Below are 23,084 nucleotides of genomic sequence, written 5' to 3' on the forward strand. Positions count from 1 at the left end.
CGGGCTGCCCGGCCCGAGTGGGGTCACGAGGCCTGCGGGGTGACGAGGTAGTCGTCGGCGTCGGGACTCCACCGCAGTTGGACGGCGCCAGCGGTGGCGGCCGCCTTGCAGAACTGCAGGAAGCTGCGGTAGCCGAGTTTCTGCTCGCTGAAGTCGGGCCGCGCTCGTCGGAGCTGGTCCTTCAGGCCGGAGAGCGCCAGCGCCCCGTCGCTGCCGGCCAGGTCGACGACCACCGACCGGAGCAGCCCGAACGCCACCTCCCGGTCGTCGTGCTCGGGCAGCGAGACCTCGGGGTCGCCCTTGGCGGGGCCCTCGGCCAACTCAATCACGTTGTGCTCGGCGAGGTGCCGCAGGAGTTCGCCGAAGGTGCGGAAGCCGTAGTCGGACTCGCTGAAGGTCGGGTCCTTCCTGAGCAGGGTCCGCTTCAGTCTCGACGCGGTCACCTCACCGCTGGAACTGCCCTGCAGACCGGCCACGGTCTGGGCCACCAGGGCGGCGAGCGTGTCGACGTCGCGTACGGGTTGCTCGACCACCGGTTGGGGCTCGGGTTCCTGCTCCACCTGCTGCGGCTCCGCCTGCGGCGGGCGGGCGGGACGGCCGCGACGGGCGGGCGCCGGCGGGATCTCGACGCCCTCCAGACGGTCGTAGTAGAGGAACTCGTCGCAGGCCGGCGGCAGCAGCGCCGAGGTGGACTTCTCGACCCCGACACCGATGACCCGCTTGTTGAGCTCGCGAAGCTTGTGCACCAGCGGGGTGAAGTCGCTGTCGCCGGTGCAGATCACGAAGGTCGAGATGTACTCCCGCTCGAAGGCCAACTCCACGGCGTCGACCGCCATCTTGATGTCGGCCGCGTTCTTCCGGGAGGCGCCCATCCGCTGCGGGATCTCGATGAGCTCGACGTGGCTGCGGGTGAGCATCCGCCGGTCCTCGCCGAAGTACGACCAGTCGGCGTACGCGCGGCGCACCACAACCCGCCCTCGCTCGGCGAGAGCGTCGGCGATGGGGCGGAAGTCGAAGGCCATGCCGCCGTGATGGTCGCGGAACCCGAGGGCGAGGTTCTCGTAGTCGAGGAACAGGGCGATGCGGTCTTCTTGATCCACGGCAGCCAGCCTAGCCCGGTGCCGGCCGGGCCACCGCAGACTCGCGGGCGGCGCCGCCGCCCCGGTCGGTCGGTCGCGCTCCGGCCAGCCGGCCCGGGACGCTCGCCGGTCGCCGGAAAGAATTCCTGGCGATGATGTCGAGAGAGTCCCCGGCGGCTTCGACCTGTAGGTGAAGGGCAGGCCCGGTTCAGTGGCGGGCCGCCGGAGACCAAGGAGCGGATCTGATGACGAAGGTCATGACCGGGGCGACGATGTCGTTGGACGGCTACATCGCGGACGCGTCCCATGGTGGGTTCGAGTACCTCTTCCAGTGGTACGGCAACGGCGAGGTCGAGACGCCGACGGCCAACCCCGACATGACGCTGCGCACCTCGGCGGCGAGCGCCCGGCACCTGCGCGAGCTGAACGAGCGGACCGGGGCGCTGGTCGTCGGCCGGCGACTCTTCGACATGACCAACGGCTGGGGCGGCCGGCACCCGATGGACGTACCGGTGGTCGTCGTCACGCACGCCGTGCCCGAGGGCTGGGAGCGCGAGAACGACTCGTTCGTCTTCGTCACCGACGGCATCGAGAGCGCGATCGGTCGGGCGAAGGCCATCGCGGGCGACAAGTACGTCGGCGTCAACGGCGGCACCATCGCGGCGCAGGTCATCCAGGCCGGCCTGCTCGACGAGGTGCACGTGGATCTCGTTCCGGTCCTGCTCGGCGACGGCATCCCGCTCTTCGCCGACCTGAAGATCGCGCCCGTCCAGTTGGAGGGGCCCACGAGCGTCGTCGAGGGCGACGGCGTCACGCACCTCGCCTACCGGGTGCGCAAGGCAGACTGACGGCGGGCGCGGGGCGGGCGGCCCACCGCAGGCCGCCCCGCGAACCGTCAGAGCTGGCCGAAGCCGCTCACCCCGGACGGCGTCTCCTCGATGTCCGTCGCGCCGCGGCGCGCGTCCGCTATCTGCTGGTGCCGCCCTGCTCTTCGGCAAGCTCGGTCAACATGTCGGCCGCGTCACGGCTGCCGCCATCGGCGAGACGTCGCAGCTCGGCCGTGTCACCGCGCTCGCCCGCAAGCTCGACCAGTTGGTCGACGGCGTCGGTGTTGCCGCCGTCGGCAAAGCGGCGCAGCTCGTCCAGATCACCCCGCTCGCCGGCCAGCTCGACGAGCTGGTCGACGGCGTCTCGATCACCGGCTGCCGCCCGCGCACGCAGGTCCAACAGATCGTCATCAGTCACGCCAGGCGCCTTTCACGGTTCGACGCCCAGCCGCGCACGAACGCCAGACGAGTCGTCGGTGGGTAGATCCAGCGGAGTTCACGGGCAGGTACGGCGTGAATTCACGTTCAGCTTTCGCGGTTCGGATCGGTGAGCGCCAGCCATTCCTCGACGCTGAGGGGAAACGGCCCCCAGTACGGCAGGTAGAAGGGCCGCCGTGGTGGTTCGGCAACCGTGAACGGCTTGAACTCCGGGTCCGCGATCACCCGGTAGACGAACTCGGCCGTCGACATGTCGTACTGGTGCCACGGCTCGATGCCGTCCCACCGCGCGACCACGGGCCACCGGTCGGGCTCCACGCAACGGTCCGCCAGCCAGTAGTACTCCCCCTCAGTCTGGTCGCTACCCCACTGGATCAGCCCCGGCCCCTTGTCGGGCCCATACATCTCGTATGGAGTCCACAACTGCGAGGACTCATGCTGGATGGCGTGCTGCCGGGAAGAGGCCCACGTCCGCAGCAGCGGCTGTGAAGCGTGATCGCCGGTCGGCCGGAGCAGGTCGAGGTATGCGTAGAACGCTCCCGGCACGAACCGCCGACACAGCTCCTTGAAGTCCGTTGGCAGCGCGACACCGAGCTCGGCCTCCACCTGCTCCCAGTCCACGCGCTCAGGATCCTGACGCCATCCGGTCACCTCGATGATCTGGTCGATCCACGTCAGGTTCCCCTCCACGGCCGGCAACGTAACACCACCGGCCGACACTTCCCGCTGGTCCAGGCCTTCGGCGGGCAGGGATGGCGGGTAGCCGGGACGGCAGGCGGTCCGATCCAGCCGGTTCCGGCGTGGAAACTGTTATTTCGCCGCGGCCGGCCGGTCTCCTGATGGGGAGGCGTTGGCGGGTTCCACCGCCGACGCCGCCGGGGAGCGGTGCGACCACGTGAAGGAGTGGAGACGATGCGCGGAACGAGTCGGGGTGGCGCCGACGCCGGGCTGGTGGTCGCCGCCCGCAACGGCGACCCGCGGGCGCTCGACGCACTGGTGGCGGCGTCTCTCCCGCTCGTGTACAACGTGGTCGGCCGGGCGCTGCGGGGGCACGCCGACGTCGACGACGTGGTCCAGGAGACCCTGTTGCGCGTCGTCCGGCACCTGACCGACCTGCGGGATCCGGCCGCGTACCGGTCCTGGCTGATCGCCATCGCCGTCCGGCAGGTGCGCGACCGTGAGCAGTACCGCCGGGCGGCGTTGGACCACACCGCCGACCTCGACGTCGCCTACGGGGTGTACGACCCGGCCGCGGACTTCGCCGGGATCACGATTCTCCGCCTCGGTCTGACCGACCAGCGCCGCGAGGTGGCCGAGGCGACCCGCTGGCTCGACGACGACGACCAGACGCTGCTCGCGCTCTGGTGGCTGGAGGCCACCGGGGAGATCGATCGGACGGAACTCGCCGCGGCGCTCGGCCTGACCGAGGGCCACGCGGCGGTCCGGATCCAGCGGATGAAGGAACAGCTGCAGGCGTCGCGGATCGTCGTCCGCGCGCTGCGCGGCGGCGCCGCCTGCCCCGGGCTGCGGGAGCTGACCCGGACGTGGGACGGCCGGCCGAGCCCGCTGTGGCGCAAGCGTCTGGCCCGGCACGTGCGGGAGTGCGGCGAATGCGTCCGCTGGACCGCCGACCTGCTCCCGATCGACCGGCTGCTCGCCGGGCTTCCGCTGCTGCCGATCCCGCCCGGCATCGCCGAGACCCTCGCGGTGGGCCTCGCGCCGGGGACCGCTCAGCAAGCCGCGACGGCCATCCCCCACGCCGGCGCGACGAGCCCGGCCGCCCCGACGCCCGACCCGCAGGTGATCGAGGCGACCGGGCGCGCCGCTGCCGGGCCATCGGGCGGCGGTGCGTCCGGCGGGGCCCACGCGGTACGCCCGGGCGGGCTGAGCCGCCTCATCTCGTTCGGCTCGAACCCGGTGCTGGGCCCGATCTCCGTGGCCGCCGCGGTCGCCGTGCTGGTGGTCGGGGCGATCGTCGTGGCCCAGCCGACCGGATCGACGCCCGCCCCGGCGGCGACGCAGGCGGTCGAGGCGCTGCCGACCACGACCTCGCTGGCCGGCCCGTCGACGGCTGCCACGCCGGGCGCTCCGACGACGCCACCGGCCGCGACCCCGAAGGCGAATCCGACGACGGCCCGGCCGGCCGCCCCGCCCCCCGCGGTGACCTCGAAGAAGAAGGGCGTCGGCGTCTGGACCTTCAACGGGGTCAGCCAGGCGCTGGCCAACTCCAAGGCGAGTTGGTACTACACCTGGAACGTGGACCACCCGGGCGTCACCAGCCCGAAGGGCGCCGAGTTCGTCCCGATGATCTGGGGGGCGAAGAGCGTCACCGCCAGCAACCTGCAGCAGGCGAAGAAGAACGGCCGCTACCTGCTCGGGTTCAACGAGCCGGACATGGGCGGTCAGGCGAACATGAGCGTGGAGCAGGCGCTGGACCTGTGGCCGCAGCTGCAGGCGACCGGTCTCCCCCTGGGCAGCCCGGCGGTGGCCTGGGGCGGGGACCGCCCGGGTGAGTGGCTCGACCGCTTCATGGCCGGCGCGAAGCAGCGCGGCTACCGGGTCGACTTCATCGCCCTGCACTGGTACGGCGGCGACTTCACCACCGCCAACGCGGTCAACCAGCTCAAGTCCTATCTCCAGGCGGTCCACGACCGCTACCGGCTGCCGATCTGGCTCACCGAGTTCGCCCTGATCGACTTCTCCGACGGCGTCCGCTTCCCGAGCCAGCAGCAGCAGGCCGCGTTCCTCACCGCGGCGACCCGGATGTTGAGCGGGCTGCCCTGGCTGCACCGGTACGCCTGGTTCGGCCTACCCGCCACGGCGAAGGACCAGACCGGGCTCTTCCGTACCGGCAGCGAGGCGACGGCCGTCGGTCGCGCCTTTCAGGGCGCGCGCTGACGAGCGGAGCGCCGCCGTATCCGCCCGGAAGGCCTACCGCGTGACCGGCATGTCGTCGGACGGCTTCTGCGCCATCCGTCTGGACACGGCGATCACGACCACGAGTGGCCCGATCAGCAGGGCCGGCGACCAGGCGGGCAGGTGCAGGGCGACCAGGGCGCCGACGGCGGCACCGGTCATCAGGGCCAGCAGGATCTGGGCCTTGGGCCGCAGGTTGCGCCACGGGGTTCGGACGGCGACGCCGGCGATCAGGCTCGTGAGGGTGCCGGTCAGGTAGGTGGACGAGAGTCCGGGCACCCCGAACCGTTGGACGGCGCTGCTCTGTACGCCCAGCGCCGCCGCCGAGAGCATCAGCAGCGCGAGGTCGACGTGCTCCGTGTGGGTGGCGAACTCCCAGACGACGAGGAGCACGACGAACACCAGGAGTTCCAGGACGAGCGCGCGGGTGACCGGGCGGGGCCAGACGGGGTCGTCCGGTTGCGCCGAGCCGGCGAGGCGGGCGCCGGCGAGGACGCCGACGATGAAGCTGATGATGGCGCAGCCCGAGGTCAGCGCGAGCTCCGCGTTCCCCCTGCCGGCCGAGAGCCCGAGCAGGACCATGTTGCCCGTCATCACGCTGGAGAAGGCGCCGCCGAGGGCGAGGAAGCCGATGGCGTCGGCGCTCCCGGTCACGAAGGTCAGCACCACCACCAGGGCGTGCCGTCGGCGCAGGAGGAGTGGCTTTTCCTTCGCGGTGACCCGGGCGCGGATGACGTGCGGCAGTGTTTTCAGCACTTTCGGCTACCCTCCACAGATTGTCCTTCGTATACACTTTTTCCAGCTGGATCACGGAGAGGCGATCAGGTTGGCTGAAGACCTGCGGGACAAGCTCGGCGCTCAACACCTGCCGCTACGCGACCAGGTCCTCGCCGCATTGCGGACCGCCATCATCAACGGCGACTACCTCCCCGGTGAGCGGCTGACCGAGGACCGGCTGGCCGAAGACTTCGCCGTCTCCCGCAACCCGGTCCGGGAGGCGCTGCGGGTCGCGGAGGCCGAGGGGTTCGTGGTGATCCTGCCCCGACGCGGTGCCGTCGTCGCCTCTCCCAGCAGCGGAACCATCGCGGACATGTTCGCGGTACGCGAGCGCCTGGAGGCGCTGGCCGCCCGGCTGGCGGCCGAGCGGTCGACACCGGCCGACGTGGCCGCCCTGCGGACGCTGCTCGAGCAGGGCCGCGAGGCGACGGAGCAGCAGGACCTGCGCCGGGTCGCCGAGCTGAACAGCGCCCTGCACCTGCGGATCCTCCAGATCAGCGGGAACCCCTGGCTGTCGTCGATCGCCAAGGCGCTGTACCTCCATGTGCAGTGGGTCTTCCGGTTGGGAGCCGCGGAGCGCGCACCGCACTCGTGGGCCGAGCACATCCAGCTGGTCGACGCCATCGAGTCAGGTGACGGTGAGCGGGCCGAGCGGGCCGCCCTCGCCCACCTCGACGCCGCGTCCGCGGCCGCCTACGAGAACGCCGAAGGCGGCTACGGAGCCGCCGGCGGTTAGCGGCCGGTCGCGTAACCCTGCATGCCCCGCGGGTTCGCGCCCGCCGCGAGCACTCCGGTAGCCGGATCGCGGGTCACCGCGCAGAGCCGGCCGAGGCTCCACGACCCGGAGAGCCGTACCTCGTGCCCGTACGCCCGCAGCGCCGCCAGGACGTCCTCGTCGAGGCGGTCCTCCACCACCAGGACGCCGGGCTCGGAGTCGCGCGGGTAGAACGACCCCGGCAGGCTGATGGTGTGCCAGGCGGGCGCGTCGATGGCCTCCTGCAGCGGCTGCCCCTCGACGAGGTGGCGGAGCAGGAACGGCAGCTGCCACTGGTCCTGCTGGTCGCCGCCGGGAGTGCCGCACGCCAGCACGGGCTCCCCGTCGCGGTGCGCCATCGTCGGGCTCAACGTGGTGCGCGGTCGGCGCCCCGGGGCGAGCGACGAGGCGAGCCCCTCCTCGAGCCAGAACATCTGCAGTCGACTGCCGAGGGGGAAGCCGAGCTCGGGGATGGTGGGTGAGCTCTGCAGCCAGCCGCCGCTGGGGGTCGCGGAGATCATGTTGCCCCACCGGTCGACCACGTCCACGTGACAGGTGTCGCCGCGGGTGACGCCGTCCGACTTCACCGTCGGCTCGCCGGTCGTGGCATCCGCCGCGTCGGCGCGGCCCCCGGCACCCCATTGGAGGTGACCGGCGAGACGCGGCTGCATGCCGTCGGGACGCCCCGGCCGTAGCTCCCTCGACGCGTCCGCCCCGATCAGGTCCGCCCGCTCCCGCGCGTACTCCCGGGAGAGCAGCGCCTTCGCGGGCGTGTCGAAACCGTCGCCGTACCAGGCCTCGCGGTCGGCGAAGGCGAGCTTGAGCGCTTCGGCCTGGGCATGGATGCCCGGTGCGGTCGACGAGTCGTACGCGCGGGGGTCGTCGAGCGCGTCCAGGACCGACAGGGTCTGCAGCAACACCGGGCCCTGGCCCCAGAAGCCGGTCTTCGCCACCGAGTAGCCGTGCCAGTCGAGGGTGACCGGCTCCTCCCAGGTCGCCGAGTAGGCGGCCATGTCGGCGCCGGTGACGAGGCCGGCGTGGGGACGCCCGCTGGAGTCCTGGAACGGTTGCCGGCTGAACCGCTCGATCGCCTCGGCGACGAAACCCTCACTCCAGGCGCGACGGGCGGCGTCGATCTGCGCCGCGCGGTCGGCGCCGGCCGCCTGCCCGGCGTTGACCAGCTTGCGCAGCGTACGGGCGTAGGCGGGGTTGGCGAACAGCTCGCCCTCCGCCGGCGGCCTACCGCCGCGCAGCCACAGCTCCGCGGAGGTGGGCCAGTGCTCCTCGAAGAGCGTCCGCACGGCTGCCACGGTGTCACCGACCCGGCCGATCAGCGGGTGGCCGGCGCCCGCGTAGCCGATCGCCGGTTCCAACACCTCCTCCAGCCGGAGCGTGCCGTGGTCGCGCAGCAGCAGGAGCCAGGCGTCCACGGCGCCGGGCACGGCCGCCGCGAGCGGGCCCGATCCGGGGATGAGTTCCATCCCGAGGGACCGGAAGTGCGCGATGGTGGCGGCGGCCGGCGCCGGCCCCTGCCCGCACAGCACCTTCGGGGCCGGGTCCTGCGCCGTCGCCACGATGGCGGGAACCTCACCGGCCGGTCCGTTGAGGTGGGGTTCGACGACGTGCAGGACGAACCCGGCGGTGACCGCCGCGTCGAAGGCGTTCCCACCGCGCTCCAGGGTCCCCATGGCCGCCTGGCTGGCGAGCCAGTGCGTCGAGGACACCATTCCGAAGGTTCCCTGCAGGGTCGGTCGGGTGGTGAACGTCATGACAACACCTCACTCGGGTCGGTGGCCCGGACATCGGGCCGGGTGCCGTCCGGCTGCACCAGATGGCAGGCGGCCATCCCGCCGCCGATCTCCACCTGCGGCGGCACCTCGGTCGCGCATCTGTCGAACGCGAGCGGGCAGCGGGTGCGGAAGCGGCAGCCGGACGGGGGGTCCAACGCGGACGGCAGGTCGTCGCCGAGCAGGACCGGTTGGCGCTGGCGTTGGCGGACCGGGTCGGCCACCGGCGCGGCCGCCAGCAGCGCCTGCGTGTAGGGGTGCGCGGGCCGCGTGAAGATCTGCTCGCGTGAGCCCTTCTCGGCGAGTTGACCGAGGTACATGACGGCGATGTCGTCGGCCAGGTACTCCACGGCGGACAGGTCGTGGGTGATGAAGAGGCAGGCGAACCCGATGTCCCGTTGCAGATCGGCGAGGAGGTTGAGCACCGACGCCTGCACGGAGACGTCGAGTGCGCTGGTGGGTTCGTCGGCGATGAGCAGCATCGGCTCGGAGATCAGCGCCCGGGCGATGCTCACCCGCTGGCGTTGCCCGCCGGAGAGCTCGTGGGGGTAGCGGTGCGCCACCTCTGGGCGCAGGCCGACCCGTTCGAGTTCCGTGGCGACCCTGGCCGCCCGGTCGCGTCGCGGCATCCGCCGGCCGGACAGGCGCAGCGGCTCGGCCACCACGTCGCCCACCAGCATGCGCGGATCCAGCGAGCCGGCGGGGTCCTGGAAGACGATCGACACGTCGCTGCGGTGCCGTCGCAGCTGCCGCCGGGACAGGTGCGTCACGTCCGTCCCCGCGATCCGGACCACGCCCGCGGTCGGCTCCACGAGCCGCACCACGCACCGGCCCACCGTCGATTTTCCGGAGCCGCTCTCCCCCACCAGGGCCGTGACCCGGCCCTTGGGGATCGTGAGGGACACACCGTCCACGGCACGTACCGGCCCGAAGTGCATCACCAGGTCCTCGAGTTCGAGGGCGGGTGGCTGTGCCGTCATGGGTTCACCTCCTGGGGCTGGGCCCGAGGCGTCGGGCAGGGGTGCCAACACGCCGCCAGATGGTCGCTCGCGGCGGCCGCGGTCTCTGCTCCGACCGCCGCCAGGGGCGGGGCGGAGTCGAGGCACTGCGAGTCGGCGACCGGGCAGCGGTCCGCGAACGTGCAGGCGTCGGGTTGGCTGGACAGGACGGGCACGAGACCGGGGATCTCCTGCAACCGCTGGGTGCCGGCGTGCCGGCCCGGGGTGGGCGAAGCCGACAACAGACCCGCCGTGTACCGGTGGTGCGGATGCGCGAAGAGGTCGTTGACCTGAGCCCGTTCCACCACGCGCCCGGCGTACATGACGACGACGCGGTCCGCGATGTCGGCGATCACGCCGAGGTCGTGGGTGATGACGAGGATGCTCGTGCCCAGTCTGTCGCGCAGGTCGCGGAGGACCTGGAGGATGCCGGCCTGGACCGTGACGTCCAGGGCGGTGGTCGGCTCGTCGGCCACCAGCACCTTCGGGCCGCAGGCCACCGCCATCGCGATCATCACCCGCTGGCGCATGCCCCCGCTGAGCTGGTGGGGATAGTTGTCGACGCGGGCGGCGGCGGACGGGATGCCCACCAGCGAGAGCAGCTCGACGGCACGCGCCCGCGCGGCCCGCCGGGACATCCGTTCGTGAACCTGCAGCACCTCCCCGATCTGGCGCCCGACGGTGAGCACCGGGTTCAGGGACGTCATCGGCTCCTGGAAGATGTAGGCGATCTCCTTGCCGCGCACGCGGCGCAGCACCGACTCCCGGGTGCCGACGAGTTCGGTGCCCTGCAGCCGTACCGAGCCGGAGATCCGAGCGCTCTCCGGGAGCAGGCCGGCGAGGCTCATCGCGGTGACGCTCTTTCCGCAGCCCGATTCGCCCACCATCCCGACGATCTCGCCGGGAGCGAGGTCCAGGCTGACCCGGTCGACCGCCGAGACGGTCCCGCTCTCGGTCCGGAAGGAGACCGTGAGATCGCGGATCTCCAGCACCGAGGTGCCGACCGTGGCGGCGCTCGCCGGTTCGACGGTGGTCATCGCCGCTCTCCCTTCGGGTCGAGGGCGTCCCGAAGGGCGTCGCCGAAGACGTTGAAGGCCAGCGCCAGCCCCATGATCACGACGCCGGGGAGGACCGCCGCCCACGGGGCCCGGGCGGAGAACTGCTGGGCGGTGGCCAGCATGGTGCCCAGGCTGGGTGCCGGGGGCTGGATGCCGAGGCCGAGGAAGGAGAGCACCGCCTCGCCCAGGATCGCGGCCGGAATGGCGACCGTGGCCTGCACCAGGATCACCGACGTCGCGTTGGGCAGGATGTGCCGGGCGAGCACCCACAGGTCGCTTGCGCCGTCCACGACGGCCGCGGCGACGAAGTCCAGCGACTTGAGCCGCAGCGTGTCCGAGCGGACCACGCGGATCACCCCCGGGATCTGGGCGATCCCGATGGCCACCGCGGCGTTGCCGAGGCTCGCGCCGCGGATGGCGGCCAGCCCGACCGCCATGATCAGGAACGGGAACGCGAGCAGCAGGTCGGTGAAGCGCGAGATCACGGCGTCCCAGGCCCGGAAGTAGCCCGCCGCGAGTCCGAGCGGTACGCCGATGACCAACGAGGTGGCTACCGCGAGGAGTCCCACCTGCAGCGACGCCCGGGCGCCCAGCATGATGCGGGACAGTACGTCCCGGCCCAGGTCGTCGGTGCCGAGCAGGTGCCCCGGGGTGCCCGGCGGCGAGAACGTGTGCGCGAAGTCGGTCTGCTCGACGGAGTAGGGGGCGATCCAGGGTGAGAGCAGGGCGGCGACGGCCGCGAGCGCCAGCACGACGAAGCTCACCACGGCCAGCGGGTTCCTTCGCAACCGGCTCAGCACGCGGGTGCGTCGGGTGATGCCGGCGGGGGCGGTCTCCGCCATCGGAACGGTGAGGACGGTCATGCCGGGTCCCCCGTCACGCGGATTCGTGGGTCGATGACCGAGTAGAGCAGGTCGACCAGGAAGTTGATGACGATGTAGGCGGTCGCGGTGAGCAGGACGACGGCCTGGATGACCGGGTAGTCCCGCTGGAAGACCGCGTCGATGGTCATCTTGCCGAAGCCCGGCAGCCCGAAGATCTGCTCGGTGACGACAGCGCCCGAGATCAGGCCGCCGAGTTGGAGGCCCACGATCGTCACCACCACGATGAGGCTGTTGCGCAGCGCATGCTGGGTGATGACGGCTCGGGGTCGCAGACCCTTCGCCTTCGCCGTACGCACGTAGTCGGAGGAGAGCGACTCCAACATCGCCGAACGGGTCTGTCGCATGATGATGGCGGCCAGACCGGTGCCGAGGATGACGGCCGGCAGGACCACGTGGTGCAGGTTGTCCACCGGGTCGTCGAGGAAGGGCACGAACCCGGAGGCCGGGAAGAGCCCCGTCGCCACGGAGAGGTAGAGGATCGCGAGCAGCCCGAGCCAGAAGTGCGGCACCGACAGGCCCACCAGTGCCAGCCCGTTGGCCAGCCACTCGGCGGGGCGCCCGCGCCGTACCGCCGCGAGCACCCCGGCGCCGACACCGAGCACCGCGGCGATGAGGATCGCCAGGACGGAGAGCTCGGCCGTCACGGGCAGGGCGGTGGTGAGCATCGAGGAGACCGGTATCCCGGTCCGGATCGACTCACCGAAGTCGCCCTGCGCCATCCGTTCCACGTACTGCGCGAACTGCAGGGGCAGCGGCTGGTCCAGCCCGTAGTGGTGCCGGATGGCCGCCAGCGCCTCCGGGGACCGGTCCTCCCCCGCGAGGGCGAGGGCCGGATCCCCGGGCAGTGCCCGCACGCCGAGGAACACCACGACTGTCGACAGCAGCAGGGTCAGCGCTGACTGCCAGGCGCGCGTGAGCAGGTATCGAAGCACGACGACCTACTTGGTGAACCCGGCGAAGGCCGCGCGGATCACGCCGTCCGGAAACACCTGCAGGCCCTGGATCTGCTTGGAGAAGGCGGTCAGGTTCCGCTGCCGGTAGAGGTAGATCAGCGCGTCGTCCTGCTGGAGGATCGTCACCGCCTGCCCGTACAGCTTCTTGCGCTCCTCGAGGTCGTTGGACTGACGGGCCTGGGTCAGCGCGGCGTCGAGCTGGGGGTTGCTGTAGCCGGAGACGTTCTGGCTGCCGCCGGTGCCGACGAAGTTGGTGATGTTGGCGTCGGGGTCGATCCGGCCGCTCCAGCCCAGTTGCAGCAGTTCGAAGTTGCCGCGGTCCTGCTCGTCGAGGAGCGACGAGTACTCCACCGGGTTGATCTTGAGGTCGAACCCGCCCTCCTTGACCATGGCCTGCAACGCTTGGGCGAGACGCAGCGTGTCGGGCGTGTTCGAGGCGAGCATCGTCACCGGGTAGGGCGTCTGGACGCCGGCCTCACCGAGCAGCTGCTTGGCCTTGGCCGGGTCGTGCGCCGGGCACGTCTGCGCTTCCGGAGTCGAGAACGGGCTCGCGGGCGAGATCGGTGAGCAGGCGACGGCGGGGATCCCGTTGAAGACGGCCTGGACGAGGGCCTTCCGATCGATCGCGTGCTCGAAGGCCTGCCGGACCTTGGCGTTCTGCGCGATCGGGCGGTTGATGGGCTTGGGCGTGGTGCCCACCCCGTCGACGTTGCCGATGTTGAAGGTCAGCCCCTGGTAGCCGAGCGACTGCGACTGCAGGACGGTGAGCGCGCTGTCCGCCTGCAGGGAGGCGACGTCCTGCGTGGAGACGCTGTCGGCGACCTGGGCGTCGCCGGAGCGCAGGTTGGCGGCGCGGATGCTGGCGTCGCTGAGGATGCGCCACGAGATGGCGTCGAGGTGGACCTTGCCGGCGTCGTAGAAGTTGGGGTCCTTCACCACGTCGATGGAGTTCTGCGGCACCCGCTTGGCGAACTTGAAAGGCCCGACGCAGACCGGCGCCGAGGCGAAGTCGTCGCCGAGGCTCTGCATCGCCTTCGGGCTCATGATCATGCCGGCCCGGTCGGCGAGGGCCCCGACCAGGGGCGCGAACGGCTGCTTCAGGCGCACCACGACGGTGTGCGCGTCGGGGGTGTCGACGGTCTCGACGGGGCCCAGCTCACTCTTGCGCGCCGAGCGGGCGTTCGTCAGGTGCCGTTGCAGGGTGGCCTTCACCGCGGCGGAGTCGAGCTGCGTACCGTCGGCGAACTTCGCGTCCTGGCGCAGCGGGATGGTCACCGTCCTCCCGTCGCCGCTGGTGGTCGGCAGCGCGGTCGCCAGCTGCGGTACGACCTGCGCCTGCTCGTTCACGTCGTAGAGCTTCTGGCACATCGCCTGGAAGACGTAGCGCGAGTAGAGGCTGCGCGACAGGGTGGGGTCCAGCGCGTCGGGCTCCGCGGAGAGGGCGATGACGAGCTTGCCGCCGTTCTTCACCGCGGCGGGATCCGCCGGCGTACCGAAGGAGTCCTGGCCGGCCGACTGGTTGTCGCCGGACTGGTTACCACCCCCGCTGTCCGACACCGGGGAGCAGGCGACGACGGCGCAGATGACCGCTGCCGCCGCCACGGCGGCCCGCAGTGGACGCAGCCGCGACGGGCTCGTTTCGCTGAAGGAGAGGTTCGTCATGGGGGATCTCCTCAAGTGGGCGATTCCGGGGAGCGTATGTTGTATACGATGACCGACGCAAGACCCTCATGAATGCCTGTCGAGCACCCAGCAGGCACGGTCTCGCGGCATCAAGCTCGTCCGCAACGCGACGGAGCCCACCGCACCGGGCGGGCCCGCGCCACGCGGGCAGGCATCGACTTCACTTCAGCCGCGAGTCAGGCGAGACTGATGGGGTGACGATCAGCAGTCTTCCCGCATGAACCGGGCGGCCAGGACCCTCATCGCGTGGATGACCGTGATACCGCTGTTCGCCGCGCAACTGCTCGTCGCCACCACGCCGAGATTCCACTCGCGGGACTTCTCGCGGGACGCCAGCGACCTGCCGACACTGGTCGACAAGGGCTTCGCCTTCTTCGCCCCCCTCGACGCACGTACGGCCCCGTTGATGGAGCCGGTGATCCCGCTGCTGCATGGCGGCGCGATACTCCTGGTCGCGGTGCTGATCTACCTGGTCGGCGGCCTCGTCACCCGCAGGACCGGCCTGATCGCCGCGGCGGTGACGGGCGCGTCGGCCGTCCTCGTCGCCGCCGCGATCGCCGACCTCCTCGGGTGGGCGGTGTACGTCCTCCGCAGCCACAGCGCCACCCGGGACGGGTACGCAGCGTCGGACGGCCCGTCACTGCTCTTCAGCGCCAACTACTCGCTCAGCGGCGGCTGGACGTCCGACGTGCTCTTCCTCGGCTGCTGGGTGGCGGTGGCCGGCGCGATCCTGTTCGTCTGCGGCCGTTGGACGCAGGACGGACCGTCGCCGGCGGCGGAGATTTCCCATCCCAGCTCCCTGATCGGCGAGCGCCGAGGACGCAGCGGCAACCTCGCCCTGGCCGGCATCCTTCCCGTCCTGGTCCTGGCTCTGATCGAGGGCGTGCGGATGGTGCGCCACGCCGACAAGCCCTACTCCCTGTTCGAGTTGCTCGGCCGGTTCCTCTATCCCGCGCTCTCGCCGCCGCCCCCGCGCGAGGACCTGGCCTACCGGCTCGCCCACCCGGACCTCGACCCGGCAAGACTGACGATGGATCGGTGGGTGCCCAACTCGGTGGCCACCGTCGTCCTGCTGGTGCTGCTCTGGCTCCTGCTCCGGTCGGTGCTGGCCGACCTGCCGGCCTCCGGTCACCGCGCCGGCCTCGTCGTCGTCTGCTGGGGTGGCACGCTTGCGGCGTGCGCCCTGACGGCGCCGACCGTCGTCCTCGCCGAGTGCGCGTTCTCGGGCTCCCCCACCGGCTGTGCGCCGTGGATGAACCTGAGCAGCGAGCTGACCAACGCACTGCGATTCGGCGCGGCCTGGGGTTGGCTCGTGGCACTGCTGGTCCTGCTCGCCCGCCGAACCCTGCGCACCGAGACGCCTGTCGCCGCCCTGGAGGCCCCGATCCATGAGCCCGCGTAAGAAGGGGCCCCGCCGGCGCCCGACCCGCGCCGGGGCCCGGCCGACTGCCGCACCCTCGCCCACGCCCGAGCGGGTGGCCTGGTGGAAACGGCCGGTCACCTGGCTGCTGACGATCGTGATCGGTGCCGTCGGCGCCTGGCTCGGCGCCGTCGTCCTGGGCACGCTCAACCAGTGGAAGTCCGCGGACGAACTGGCCGAGGCCCTGGCGGGGAAAGGGCCGCTGGTCGTCCTCGACGTGCGGCACATCCCCTATCCCCAGGAGGGCGCCCGCGGCTTCGTCTACCCCGCCGGCTCCGACCTGTCCAAGCTGGACGCTTCGACGTCAGGCGACCCGGCCACCGACCTCGCGGCGGTCGATTTGGGCCGGAGCACCTGGGAGATCACCCTCGTCGGCACCCGCGACGATGCCGTCGAGGTCGTCGACATGCGGTCCGTCCTGGTCGCACCCTGCACCCCGCCGCTCACCGGTATCCGCGAGCCCAACGAGTCCCAGGGAGCCTCCGAGAAGATCGTGCTCGTGACGCGGGTGGACCAGCCGAATCCTCGGATGCTGGTCGAGAGCACGACCGACGACGCGTCGAGTCGCCCGTTCTTCGCGGACAACAAGATCAGCCTGCCCAAGGGCGAAAAGAATGTCGTCCAGGTCAGGGCGCTCAGCGAGAAGATGCACTGCCGATGGCGGCTGGAGCTGCAGTACCTCGCCGACGGGCGTCGGCAGACGATGACCGTCTCGGCGCCCGGCGACAAGCCCTTCGAGGTGACCGGCGCCGCGGACGACGCGGCCTACAGCTGGGTCTACCTCAATCCGATCAACGACTGCGTCAGCAAGGACGGCAGCAGGAAGGGTCGATTCCGGATCACCGGGGCCGAGTACGCGCTGATGGTGCGCGCGGGCCGCAGCTGCCCCTACTGATCCGCGCCCGCCCGCGGGGCCCTGCGCCGGCTGCCGCTGCGGGAGAATGCCCGGGTACGAGAGCAGGGACTGCGCGGGGGCCGGCACCCGGCGGCGAGCGCTGATGCCGGCCGGACGAGAGGCGGGCTCGGATGACGGAATCGAATCGCCACCAGCGGCTGCGCCGCTACTGGGACAAGCATGCCGGCTCCTACGACCGGCAAATGGATTTCGCCGAGCGACGTCTGTTCCGCGACACCCGCGACTGGGTCTGCGCGAAGGCCTCGGGGGACGTTCTCGAGGTGGCGGTCGGCACCGGCCTCAACCTGCCGCACTACCCGGCGGGGGTGCGGTTGACCGGGGTGGAGTGGAGCCCGCAGATGCTCGCCGCCGCTCGGCGCAGGGCCACGGAGCTGGGCCACGACGTGGACCTTCGGCTCGGCGACGCCCAGCGCCTCGACCTGGCGGATGCGTCCTTCGACACCGTGGTCTGCACGTTCTCGCTGTGCGCCATCCCCGACGAGCGCCGGGCGCTCGACGAGATGAGGCGCGTGCTGCGTCCCGGCGGCCTGCTCCTGCTGGCCGATCACGTACGGGCCGCCCGCTGGCTGGTCCGCCTCGTGCAGCGCCTCGCCGAGCTGGTCACCGTGCCGATGGGCGGCGAGCACTTCCTCCGCCGCCCCGCCGACCAGGTCCGCGGCTGGGGCTGGCCGGTCGAGGCACACGACAGATTCACCCTCGGCCTGATCGAGCGTCTCGCCGCCCGCAAACCCGTGGCCTGATGGGGAAAAGCGAAAGCCCCAGCCACGAAGGCTGGGGCCGGGTATTGAGTCAGATCGGACCACGGTTACGTCAATTCGCCGTTGCCATCCACTGCTCCCCTAACTCGCTATGTTAGCGCCTGGCATCGTCCTCGTCAACGGCGCTCGCTGCCACCGTCACGGGCGGCGGGTCAGCGGCGCGCCCGCCCGACCCCACCGGGACTCCTGGACGACGACCTGGTGGTCCCGCCAGGTGATCAGCCGGGACTGACTCAGGATGCGCAGGATCCGATGGCGGTCTCGGCTGTCGAAGCCGAAGACCGGATCGGCCTTGTCGCGGTCCCGGTCCTCCATGAACCGGAGCACATCCAGCTCCGGCACCGGGTCGGTGGCGGAGATGAAGGACCGGTACATCTCGTGGTAGGCGTGCTCGAACGGCCGGCAGAGTGCGGAGACCGGTGCGATGGCATGGCGCTTGCCGTCCACCGCCACCACGTCGATCACGCCGGCGGCCCGCGCGTAGGTGAGCGCGGCGCCGATCCGGCCGGCCGCCCGCTGGTCCTTGCCCTGGCCGACACCGCCCCGGTTGAGCAGCGACTCGACCTGGTTGTACGGGATGCTGCGGGCCTCCCGCCGGTAGCACTCGGCCGAGACCGCGCTGTACACCCGCCACAGCGGTTCCAGATAGCCGAGGGTCAGGTCGGGCGGGACGATGGTGTACCTGTTGTCCGCGCCCAGACGGATCGCCTCGACGGTCAGCAGCGCGTCCAGCGCGCGGTCCAGCAGCGTGCCGTCGTCGGTCCGGAAGGGGCCGGTGCGCAGGCTCGCGATGGTCAACCCCTGCGGTCGGGCGAGCAGGCTACGCACGACGTGGTCGACGGCGCGTACGTCCGCCATGCGGCCGAGGCCGAAGTCCAGATAGGTACGCCAGGATCCCTTCGAGACCCAGTCGTTGCCGGCCTTGACCGCGGCGTCCTGCCGGAACACCTTCTCGGCCAGCGAGTCCACCAGCGAGCGGTACTGGGCGTCGTCCTCGTTGGGCAGGATCCCCCAGCGGGCCAGCGTGGCCGTGCGGTTGCCCTTCTCCGGCCCGCCGAGGATGGTGCCGCGCCGCTGGAGCTCCAGGAGGCCGAGCAGAGAACGGCTGCCGGTCTCCTGCCTGCGATCGAGCAGGCGGGTGATGCCGTCGATGTCGACCGAGTTCAGCCCGGGCGTGGCGAACGTCTGCCGGAGCTCGGTCGCGAGCCGGTTCGGGTCACCGTAGATGACCAGGACCTCGCTGCTGTCGTCGCGCAGGCGCTGGATCAGCGGGATGAAGTCCTGGTCGCCGGTGACCAGGATGAAACGGCGACACCCCTGGTGCAGGTAGTCCATCGCGAGCACCGTCAGCTTGATGTCGGCCTGCTCCTTGGTGCTCCGCACCTCGTCGGCGACGATGAACCGCTCCCTCATCGCCGTGGCGATGGACGGATCGAACCGGGCCGCGGCCATGTGGACCTGCAACTGACCGCCGCACTCCCGGTTCGCGTACGCCCACAGGTCGTCGACTATCTGGCGGGTCACCGACTTGCCCCGACCGATGATGGCGCCGGCCAGGTTCTCCCAGTCGACCAGCAGAACGCCCACCTCATTGACCGCCACGGACCGCCTCCTCGACGCGTCGTTGCTCCGGTATGTCGCCGCCCACCGGCTCCCAGGTCTCACGCAGACCGTTGATCGTGCTCTCGGCGTCGCCCAGGCTGCGATTCATCTCGTCGATGAGCAGCCGAAGCAGGGTGACGGGGTACTGGTAGCGCTCGGGGTGCGCTTCCCAGATGAAGTACTCGCACGTCGCCGCGATCGTCGTGACGGTGTGCAGGGCGAACTGCAGAGGCGCCCGACCGTCGACCGCCGCGGTGCCGTTGAGCAGCCCGAGCAGGCCCTGACGCCATGGCCGCAGCTGGCTGTCGCCGGTGATGCCCAACGCCGTCGCGAGGGCGCCGGCGCAGGCCTGCATCTCCTGCCCGCCAGCCTTGCGGCTCACCTCCCACAACCGGGCGGAGATCGACTTGCTGTGCCGGACGGTGGGCCGGTAGCCGGCCACGTTGACGACGCTGCCCAGCTCCGCGTCCGCCTCCGAGAGCACCCACGCCCAGCCGGGGTCGCGCGCTCGACCGATGACGTCGAAGAGCCCGCGCTGCGCCTGCGGCGTCGACTCGTGCACGTCCACGAGCCGGCGGACGAGCGCGCATTCCAGCGCGAACAGCCGGCGATGCAGGTCCGGCAGGCCGAGTTCGGCGGAGTCCACCGGCACCTCGACCCGCCAGGAGAGGTCGTAGACGTAGCAGTGGATGCTCTGGCCGCCGAGGTGGGGAAACCAGTCGGGCAGGATCACCGGCGACGAAGACTGGGAGACGCCCAGGTCGGTGCGGGCCAGCAGGACGAGCGCGAACCGGGTGTCGCCCCGGCCGTGGCCAAGGGCGTCGAGGCAGCGCTGCTTGTTCCGCTCCAGGATGTGCACCAGTTCGACCATGATCGCGTTCGGGTTGTCGAACCGCTCCGTCCGGATGATCAACGGCACGATCGGCGCGTCGCCGAGCTCCTCGGCCAGCGCCTGGCCGTATTCGTCGCGGCTGCCGTCGACCGGCAGCCAGTAGGCGCACATCTGCGCGGTGGTGTCGGCGAACAGGTCGCGGACGGTACGGGCGACGAGGGCGGGGGTCGGGGTGTGGTGCATGGGCTACCTCAGACCGGGGTGACCGCGGCGGCGATCCGGGCCAGCAGCGGGATGCGTGGACGCACCACGTCGCCGTCGAACGCCAGGAAGTTCGCCGCCCGCGCGGTGGTCAGCAGATGGGTCGGTGATGTGATCTGTTCGCGTGCCGCGAGCATGTTGTATTCGTCCTCGGTGCACGAGAGCGTCGTCGGTGACTCCAGGCACAGCGCGCGAAGGATCGAGTAGACCGAGTGCAGCCACGGATTCTCCCGGCGGTCCCGCGCGGAGAGATGGGCCGCGGCGGCGGCCTTGAAGAAGTCGTAGTGTTCGCTGAAAGCGATCTTGTTGCTCGTCAGGTTCTCCCTCGCGAATGCGGCGAACAGTTCGGCCCGAACGGGATGCAGGTGCGACACCGGATATCTGTTGTTGATCAGCCATTCCATGAATGCGACGAGCAGCTTGACGGTGAGGAATGGATGGCCCCCGGTCTCCCGGTAGACCATCGTCACGAACTCTGGTTCGAGGTCGACGTAGTTGCTCATGACCTTGTGGACCAGTTCGTAGAACTCGCCCGAGGTGGCGGCCGTCGCGTCGTGCGTGAACAGCGGGAACGAGTCCTGCTCGACCACCGGGCTGAGCTGGTTCTGGTCGAGCAGGATGAAGTGCGCGTTGGGCTGCTGGCCCACGAAGACCAGCAGGTTGTCCCGAGTGAACTCGACGAGCTGGTTCAGCAGCGGCTGGACGATCAGATAGCGCAGCTCGGGCCGGCTGACCAGGTACGAGCTGAGTTGACCGAAGAGGGTCTCGTACTCGTCGAGCACCAGCACGAACCGGGCGGCGTTGGTGGCCTGGCCGGTCAGGCACTCGGCCACGGTCTCCATGACGAACCCGGCCGGTAGCCGCTGTCCCCCGTCGAGTGCCTCCAGCACGCGCCCGTAGAAGACGCCGCCGTCGGGCACCTGACCGGTGTCGTCGCAGGTCTGGGTGATCACCACCGACGTGCCCGTGGTCGATCCCAGGTCCGCCGCGCAGGCCGTCGTCTTGCCGCTGCGCCGCACGCTGCACCACAGCCGTACCCCGTTGCGGCGCTCGAAGGAGTTCATGAGATTGCGCACGCTGTGCCGGTACACGTGGTTGTAGGTCAGCGCGTAGAACGGGTTCTCGATCGGAAAGCCGAGCGCGAAGTTGTAGTTGATCGGCCGATCCAGCCGCGCGTCCTCCGCGGTCTCCCAGATGATGCCTTCCAGCAACTCCGTCAGCTGGTTGACCGCGCTCACGTCACTGGTCAGTCCGCCGGTGGGTACCACGATCTTGGCCAACCGCTCCACCGCCGCGACCCGGGCGCGCATGTCCGGTCGCAGCGGCGCGATGACCACGCTCACCGCCCGCGACAGCGCCTCCTCGATGTGGTGCCGCTCCACGAAGTCGGCGAGCAGATAGCACTGCACCTCGACGGGGCGGGCGTCACTCGCGTTCAGCGCAGGTCGTAGCGAGACGTCCAGGCGGCGCGACGCCCCGACGTACTGGGACAGCGCGGGCAGCGGACCCCTCGACGGGTCGGCGCGCAGGAGCTTGTCGACCACCTCCACCAACGGGAACACCGAGTCGGCGACGCCGTCGTGGAACTGGCCCGGTTCGATGAGCGTGGAGAGCTCGTGCAGGTCCTCCGAGGTGAGGAAGGGCAGCACGTAGGCCCACGACCGGGGAAAGCGCGGCAGGATCTGCCGGCCGGTCAGCTCGAAGCGCACGTCGGAGTAGCCGTGCAGGATGCCGAACAGCATGGCGGAGCAGAGCCGACGCAACGACCAGGCGGACCCGTCGCGGTGCGCGTCGGCCAGCCGTGACGAGTACAGCTCCAGGGGCAGGTCGAGGAAGCGCTGCAACCCGCTCAGCGACTTGTTCAACGCATGGTGTTCGGAGAACCCCTGGGTGGTCCTGAGCCGGCTGTAGCCCTTGCTGAAGATGTCCCGGGCATGGTGCATCAACGCGCTCTTCGTGATGTCCGGCACCTGGCTCCGGTCGTCCTCGACCACCTCCATGAGGAAGGCCTCGAAGTACTCGGACAACACGTCGCGGTAGAAGGTCGCCCACTGGAAGATGTGCGACCTGCTGAGGTTGTCGAGCTCCTCGGTGAAGCGGTAGTTCATGTACGCCGGGTCAGGGTCGCGGCCCGGCCCACCCGAGCGCACGGTCGTGCCTCCCCGCGGCCGGGACCTCATCACCTGCACCGGCGACGGGGACGGACCCGCCGGCCGCGCTCCGTTGACCGCCGCCAGGTGGACCGGGGCCGGGGCCTCGACCGGGCCCGTGGCGTCGTCGGTCAACGGGTCGCGGGTGGGCGTGGCGCCCGACGCCGCCGGCTCCGGGGGCGAGACGCGCGACAGCGCCTGGTCGAGGAGCTCGACGAGCTGGCGCCGGCGCTTGGGCAGGAAGCGGTCGACGACGTCGTACAGCGGGGACGAGTGCTCGCGCAGCGCGTCGTCGCCGAGTTCCGCGACGAGCGCACGGACGGCGTCCTCCGCCTCGCCCGGCTTGACCTGGTGCAGCAGCTCCCGGATCTCGGCCAGGCGCGCGGCGATGTCGCCGCCGGCCGGCCCGCCGGGCGGTCGCGGTGTGCCCGACCTCGCCGGTACGGCCTGAGCCGGCGCGATCGGGGCGACCCACGGCGGCGCGGTCGGTGGTGGCGACGGCACCGGGCGGGCCGGTGCGACGGCGCCCACCCGCGCCGCGGCGGCCCGGTCCGACGGTGGCACGGGCATCGGCGTCGTCGCCAACCGGCTCAGCGGCACCGGCGCAGGCGCCGAGCCGACCGGCACGTGTGCCGGCGAGGCGGGTGGCTGGCTCACCGGGCCGGCCCGGCGGGCCGCGAGCGCGGCGACGAGCCCCTTTCGCCGCTTCGGCAGGAAACTCGCGAGAGCCGCTTGGATGTCCGCGTCAAGATCCGCCAGATCCGCCTCGGACAATTGCCCGATGAGCCGCTCGAACCGCTTCGCCGCCTCGGCGGGCCGAACCGCGCGATTCAGCTGAATGATCTCGTCAAGATCTGAAAGTCGGTCCCCCACACCCGTCATGCTACGTAAAGAATGCCCATGTTTGGATTCACTGGTACGGCAGAGGAGTCCGCCGGATGGACGAGGGGTGTGCGCACCCAGCAATCGACGCATATCACCTGCTCTTGAC

Annotated in this window: 19 protein-coding genes; 6 read left to right on the top strand and 13 right to left on the bottom strand. The window is 71.0% G+C overall.

The window, feature by feature from the left end:
• Window positions 1–23 precede the first annotated feature (23 nt).
• Window positions 24–1,100, bottom strand: a complete 1,077-nt coding sequence (locus tag AB0C04_RS15995) for an NYN domain-containing protein (RefSeq protein ID WP_357054322.1) — start codon at window positions 1,098–1,100, stop codon at window positions 24–26.
• A 224-nt stretch (window positions 1,101–1,324) separates the two neighbouring features.
• Between AB0C04_RS15995 and AB0C04_RS16000 the strand changes: the two genes are divergently transcribed.
• Entirely contained in the window at window positions 1,325–1,927 is a 603-nt protein-coding gene (locus AB0C04_RS16000; protein ID WP_357054325.1) for a dihydrofolate reductase family protein, read from the top strand.
• Window positions 1,928–2,045: 118 nt separating this feature from the next.
• Here AB0C04_RS16000 and AB0C04_RS16005 read toward each other — a convergent pair whose 3' ends face one another.
• Both AB0C04_RS16005 and AB0C04_RS16010 read right to left on the bottom strand, forming a co-directional pair.
• Complete coding sequence (locus AB0C04_RS16005; RefSeq protein WP_357054328.1) at window positions 2,046–2,324, bottom strand: hypothetical protein; 279 nt, start codon at window positions 2,322–2,324, stop codon at window positions 2,046–2,048.
• Between the two features lie 107 nt (window positions 2,325–2,431).
• The gene (locus tag AB0C04_RS16010) at window positions 2,432–3,034 is read right to left on the bottom strand and encodes a hypothetical protein (protein ID WP_357054331.1); all 603 of its coding nucleotides are present in this window, start codon (window positions 3,032–3,034) and stop codon (window positions 2,432–2,434) included.
• Between the two features lie 222 nt (window positions 3,035–3,256).
• On the opposite strand from AB0C04_RS16010, the gene AB0C04_RS16015 reads away from it, so the two are divergent.
• Complete coding sequence (locus tag AB0C04_RS16015) at window positions 3,257–5,242, top strand: sigma-70 family RNA polymerase sigma factor (protein ID WP_357054334.1); 1,986 nt, start codon at window positions 3,257–3,259, stop codon at window positions 5,240–5,242.
• A gap of 33 nt (window positions 5,243–5,275) precedes the next feature.
• On the opposite strand, the gene AB0C04_RS16020 is transcribed toward AB0C04_RS16015, so the two are convergent.
• A complete protein-coding gene (locus tag AB0C04_RS16020; RefSeq protein WP_357054338.1) occupies window positions 5,276–6,016 on the bottom strand; it encodes a YoaK family protein in 741 nt (246 codons plus the stop codon).
• A 70-nt stretch (window positions 6,017–6,086) separates the two neighbouring features.
• Here AB0C04_RS16020 and AB0C04_RS16025 point away from each other — a divergent pair, with 70 nt between their 5' ends.
• On the top strand, window positions 6,087–6,773 hold the full coding sequence (locus AB0C04_RS16025; RefSeq protein ID WP_350875030.1) for a GntR family transcriptional regulator: 687 nt from the start codon (window positions 6,087–6,089) through the stop codon (window positions 6,771–6,773).
• On the opposite strand, the gene AB0C04_RS16030 is transcribed toward AB0C04_RS16025, so the two are convergent.
• Genes AB0C04_RS16030 through AB0C04_RS16055 form a run of 6 tightly spaced genes read right to left on the bottom strand, consistent with a single transcriptional unit; the run spans window position 6,770 to window position 14,133 of the window.
• The gene (locus AB0C04_RS16030; RefSeq protein WP_357054341.1) at window positions 6,770–8,560 is read right to left on the bottom strand and encodes a gamma-glutamyltransferase family protein; all 1,791 of its coding nucleotides are present in this window, start codon (window positions 8,558–8,560) and stop codon (window positions 6,770–6,772) included. The two genes, AB0C04_RS16025 and AB0C04_RS16030, sit on opposite strands and share 4 nt — an antisense overlap.
• Window positions 8,557–9,558, bottom strand: coding sequence for an oligopeptide/dipeptide ABC transporter ATP-binding protein (locus tag AB0C04_RS16035; protein ID WP_357054344.1), 1,002 nt, complete (start codon window positions 9,556–9,558; stop codon window positions 8,557–8,559). The genes AB0C04_RS16030 and AB0C04_RS16035 overlap by 4 nt, the downstream gene beginning before the upstream one ends.
• On the bottom strand, window positions 9,555–10,613 hold the full coding sequence (locus tag AB0C04_RS16040) for an ABC transporter ATP-binding protein (protein WP_357054347.1): 1,059 nt from the start codon (window positions 10,611–10,613) through the stop codon (window positions 9,555–9,557). The genes AB0C04_RS16035 and AB0C04_RS16040 overlap by 4 nt, the downstream gene beginning before the upstream one ends.
• Window positions 10,610–11,497, bottom strand: coding sequence for an ABC transporter permease (locus tag AB0C04_RS16045; protein ID WP_357054350.1), 888 nt, complete (start codon window positions 11,495–11,497; stop codon window positions 10,610–10,612). The genes AB0C04_RS16040 and AB0C04_RS16045 overlap by 4 nt, the downstream gene beginning before the upstream one ends.
• The gene (locus AB0C04_RS16050) at window positions 11,494–12,450 is read right to left on the bottom strand and encodes an ABC transporter permease (protein WP_357054353.1); all 957 of its coding nucleotides are present in this window, start codon (window positions 12,448–12,450) and stop codon (window positions 11,494–11,496) included. Before AB0C04_RS16050 ends, AB0C04_RS16045 begins: the two co-directional genes overlap by 4 nt.
• Before the next feature lie 6 nt (window positions 12,451–12,456).
• Window positions 12,457–14,133: an ABC transporter substrate-binding protein gene (locus AB0C04_RS16055; RefSeq protein ID WP_357054356.1), complete on the bottom strand. Its 1,677-nt coding sequence runs from the start codon at window positions 14,131–14,133 to the stop codon at window positions 12,457–12,459.
• 271 nt (window positions 14,134–14,404) lie between these two features.
• Here AB0C04_RS16055 and AB0C04_RS16060 point away from each other — a divergent pair, with 271 nt between their 5' ends.
• The 3 genes from AB0C04_RS16060 to AB0C04_RS16070 all read left to right on the top strand — a co-directional run bounded on the left by AB0C04_RS16060 (window position 14,405) and on the right by AB0C04_RS16070 (window position 17,230).
• Entirely contained in the window at window positions 14,405–15,556 is a 1,152-nt protein-coding gene (locus tag AB0C04_RS16060; RefSeq protein WP_357054359.1) for a hypothetical protein, read from the top strand.
• Window positions 15,543–16,469, top strand: a complete 927-nt coding sequence (locus AB0C04_RS16065) for a hypothetical protein (protein WP_357054362.1) — start codon at window positions 15,543–15,545, stop codon at window positions 16,467–16,469. The genes AB0C04_RS16060 and AB0C04_RS16065 overlap by 14 nt, the downstream gene beginning before the upstream one ends.
• A gap of 131 nt (window positions 16,470–16,600) precedes the next feature.
• A complete protein-coding gene (locus tag AB0C04_RS16070; protein ID WP_357054365.1) occupies window positions 16,601–17,230 on the top strand; it encodes a class I SAM-dependent methyltransferase in 630 nt (209 codons plus the stop codon).
• Between the two features lie 156 nt (window positions 17,231–17,386).
• Here AB0C04_RS16070 and AB0C04_RS16075 read toward each other — a convergent pair whose 3' ends face one another.
• The 3 genes from AB0C04_RS16075 to AB0C04_RS16085 are packed head-to-tail and all read right to left on the bottom strand — an operon-like array spanning window position 17,387 to window position 22,966.
• Entirely contained in the window at window positions 17,387–18,850 is a 1,464-nt protein-coding gene (locus AB0C04_RS16075) for an NYN domain-containing protein (RefSeq protein ID WP_357054368.1), read from the bottom strand.
• Window positions 18,837–19,925, bottom strand: a complete 1,089-nt coding sequence (locus AB0C04_RS16080) for a hypothetical protein (protein WP_357054372.1) — start codon at window positions 19,923–19,925, stop codon at window positions 18,837–18,839. Before AB0C04_RS16080 ends, AB0C04_RS16075 begins: the two co-directional genes overlap by 14 nt.
• A gap of 8 nt (window positions 19,926–19,933) precedes the next feature.
• Window positions 19,934–22,966, bottom strand: a complete 3,033-nt coding sequence (locus AB0C04_RS16085) for a hypothetical protein (RefSeq protein WP_357054375.1) — start codon at window positions 22,964–22,966, stop codon at window positions 19,934–19,936.
• Window positions 22,967–23,084 lie beyond the last annotated feature (118 nt).

Source organism: Micromonospora sp. NPDC048909 (assembly GCF_040649635.1).
Lineage (GTDB): Bacteria > Actinomycetota > Actinomycetes > Mycobacteriales > Micromonosporaceae > Micromonospora.

Coding starts and splice junctions, on each gene's coding strand:
- AB0C04_RS16000 (WP_357054325.1), top strand. CDS start 1,325: ATGACGAAGGTCATGACCGGGGCGACGATGTCGTTGGACGGCTACATC.
- AB0C04_RS16015 (WP_357054334.1), top strand. CDS start 3,257: ATGCGCGGAACGAGTCGGGGTGGCGCCGACGCCGGGCTGGTGGTCGCC.
- AB0C04_RS16030 (WP_357054341.1), bottom strand. CDS start 8,560: ATGACGTTCACCACCCGACCGACCCTGCAGGGAACCTTCGGAATGGTG.
- AB0C04_RS16035 (WP_357054344.1), bottom strand. CDS start 9,558: ATGACGGCACAGCCACCCGCCCTCGAACTCGAGGACCTGGTGATGCAC.
- AB0C04_RS16040 (WP_357054347.1), bottom strand. CDS start 10,613: ATGACCACCGTCGAACCGGCGAGCGCCGCCACGGTCGGCACCTCGGTG.
- AB0C04_RS16045 (WP_357054350.1), bottom strand. CDS start 11,497: ATGACCGTCCTCACCGTTCCGATGGCGGAGACCGCCCCCGCCGGCATC.
- AB0C04_RS16055 (WP_357054356.1), bottom strand. CDS start 14,133: ATGACGAACCTCTCCTTCAGCGAAACGAGCCCGTCGCGGCTGCGTCCA.
- AB0C04_RS16060 (WP_357054359.1), top strand. CDS start 14,405: ATGACCGTGATACCGCTGTTCGCCGCGCAACTGCTCGTCGCCACCACG.
- AB0C04_RS16065 (WP_357054362.1), top strand. CDS start 15,543: ATGAGCCCGCGTAAGAAGGGGCCCCGCCGGCGCCCGACCCGCGCCGGG.
- AB0C04_RS16070 (WP_357054365.1), top strand. CDS start 16,601: ATGACGGAATCGAATCGCCACCAGCGGCTGCGCCGCTACTGGGACAAG.
- AB0C04_RS16080 (WP_357054372.1), bottom strand. CDS start 19,925: ATGCACCACACCCCGACCCCCGCCCTCGTCGCCCGTACCGTCCGCGAC.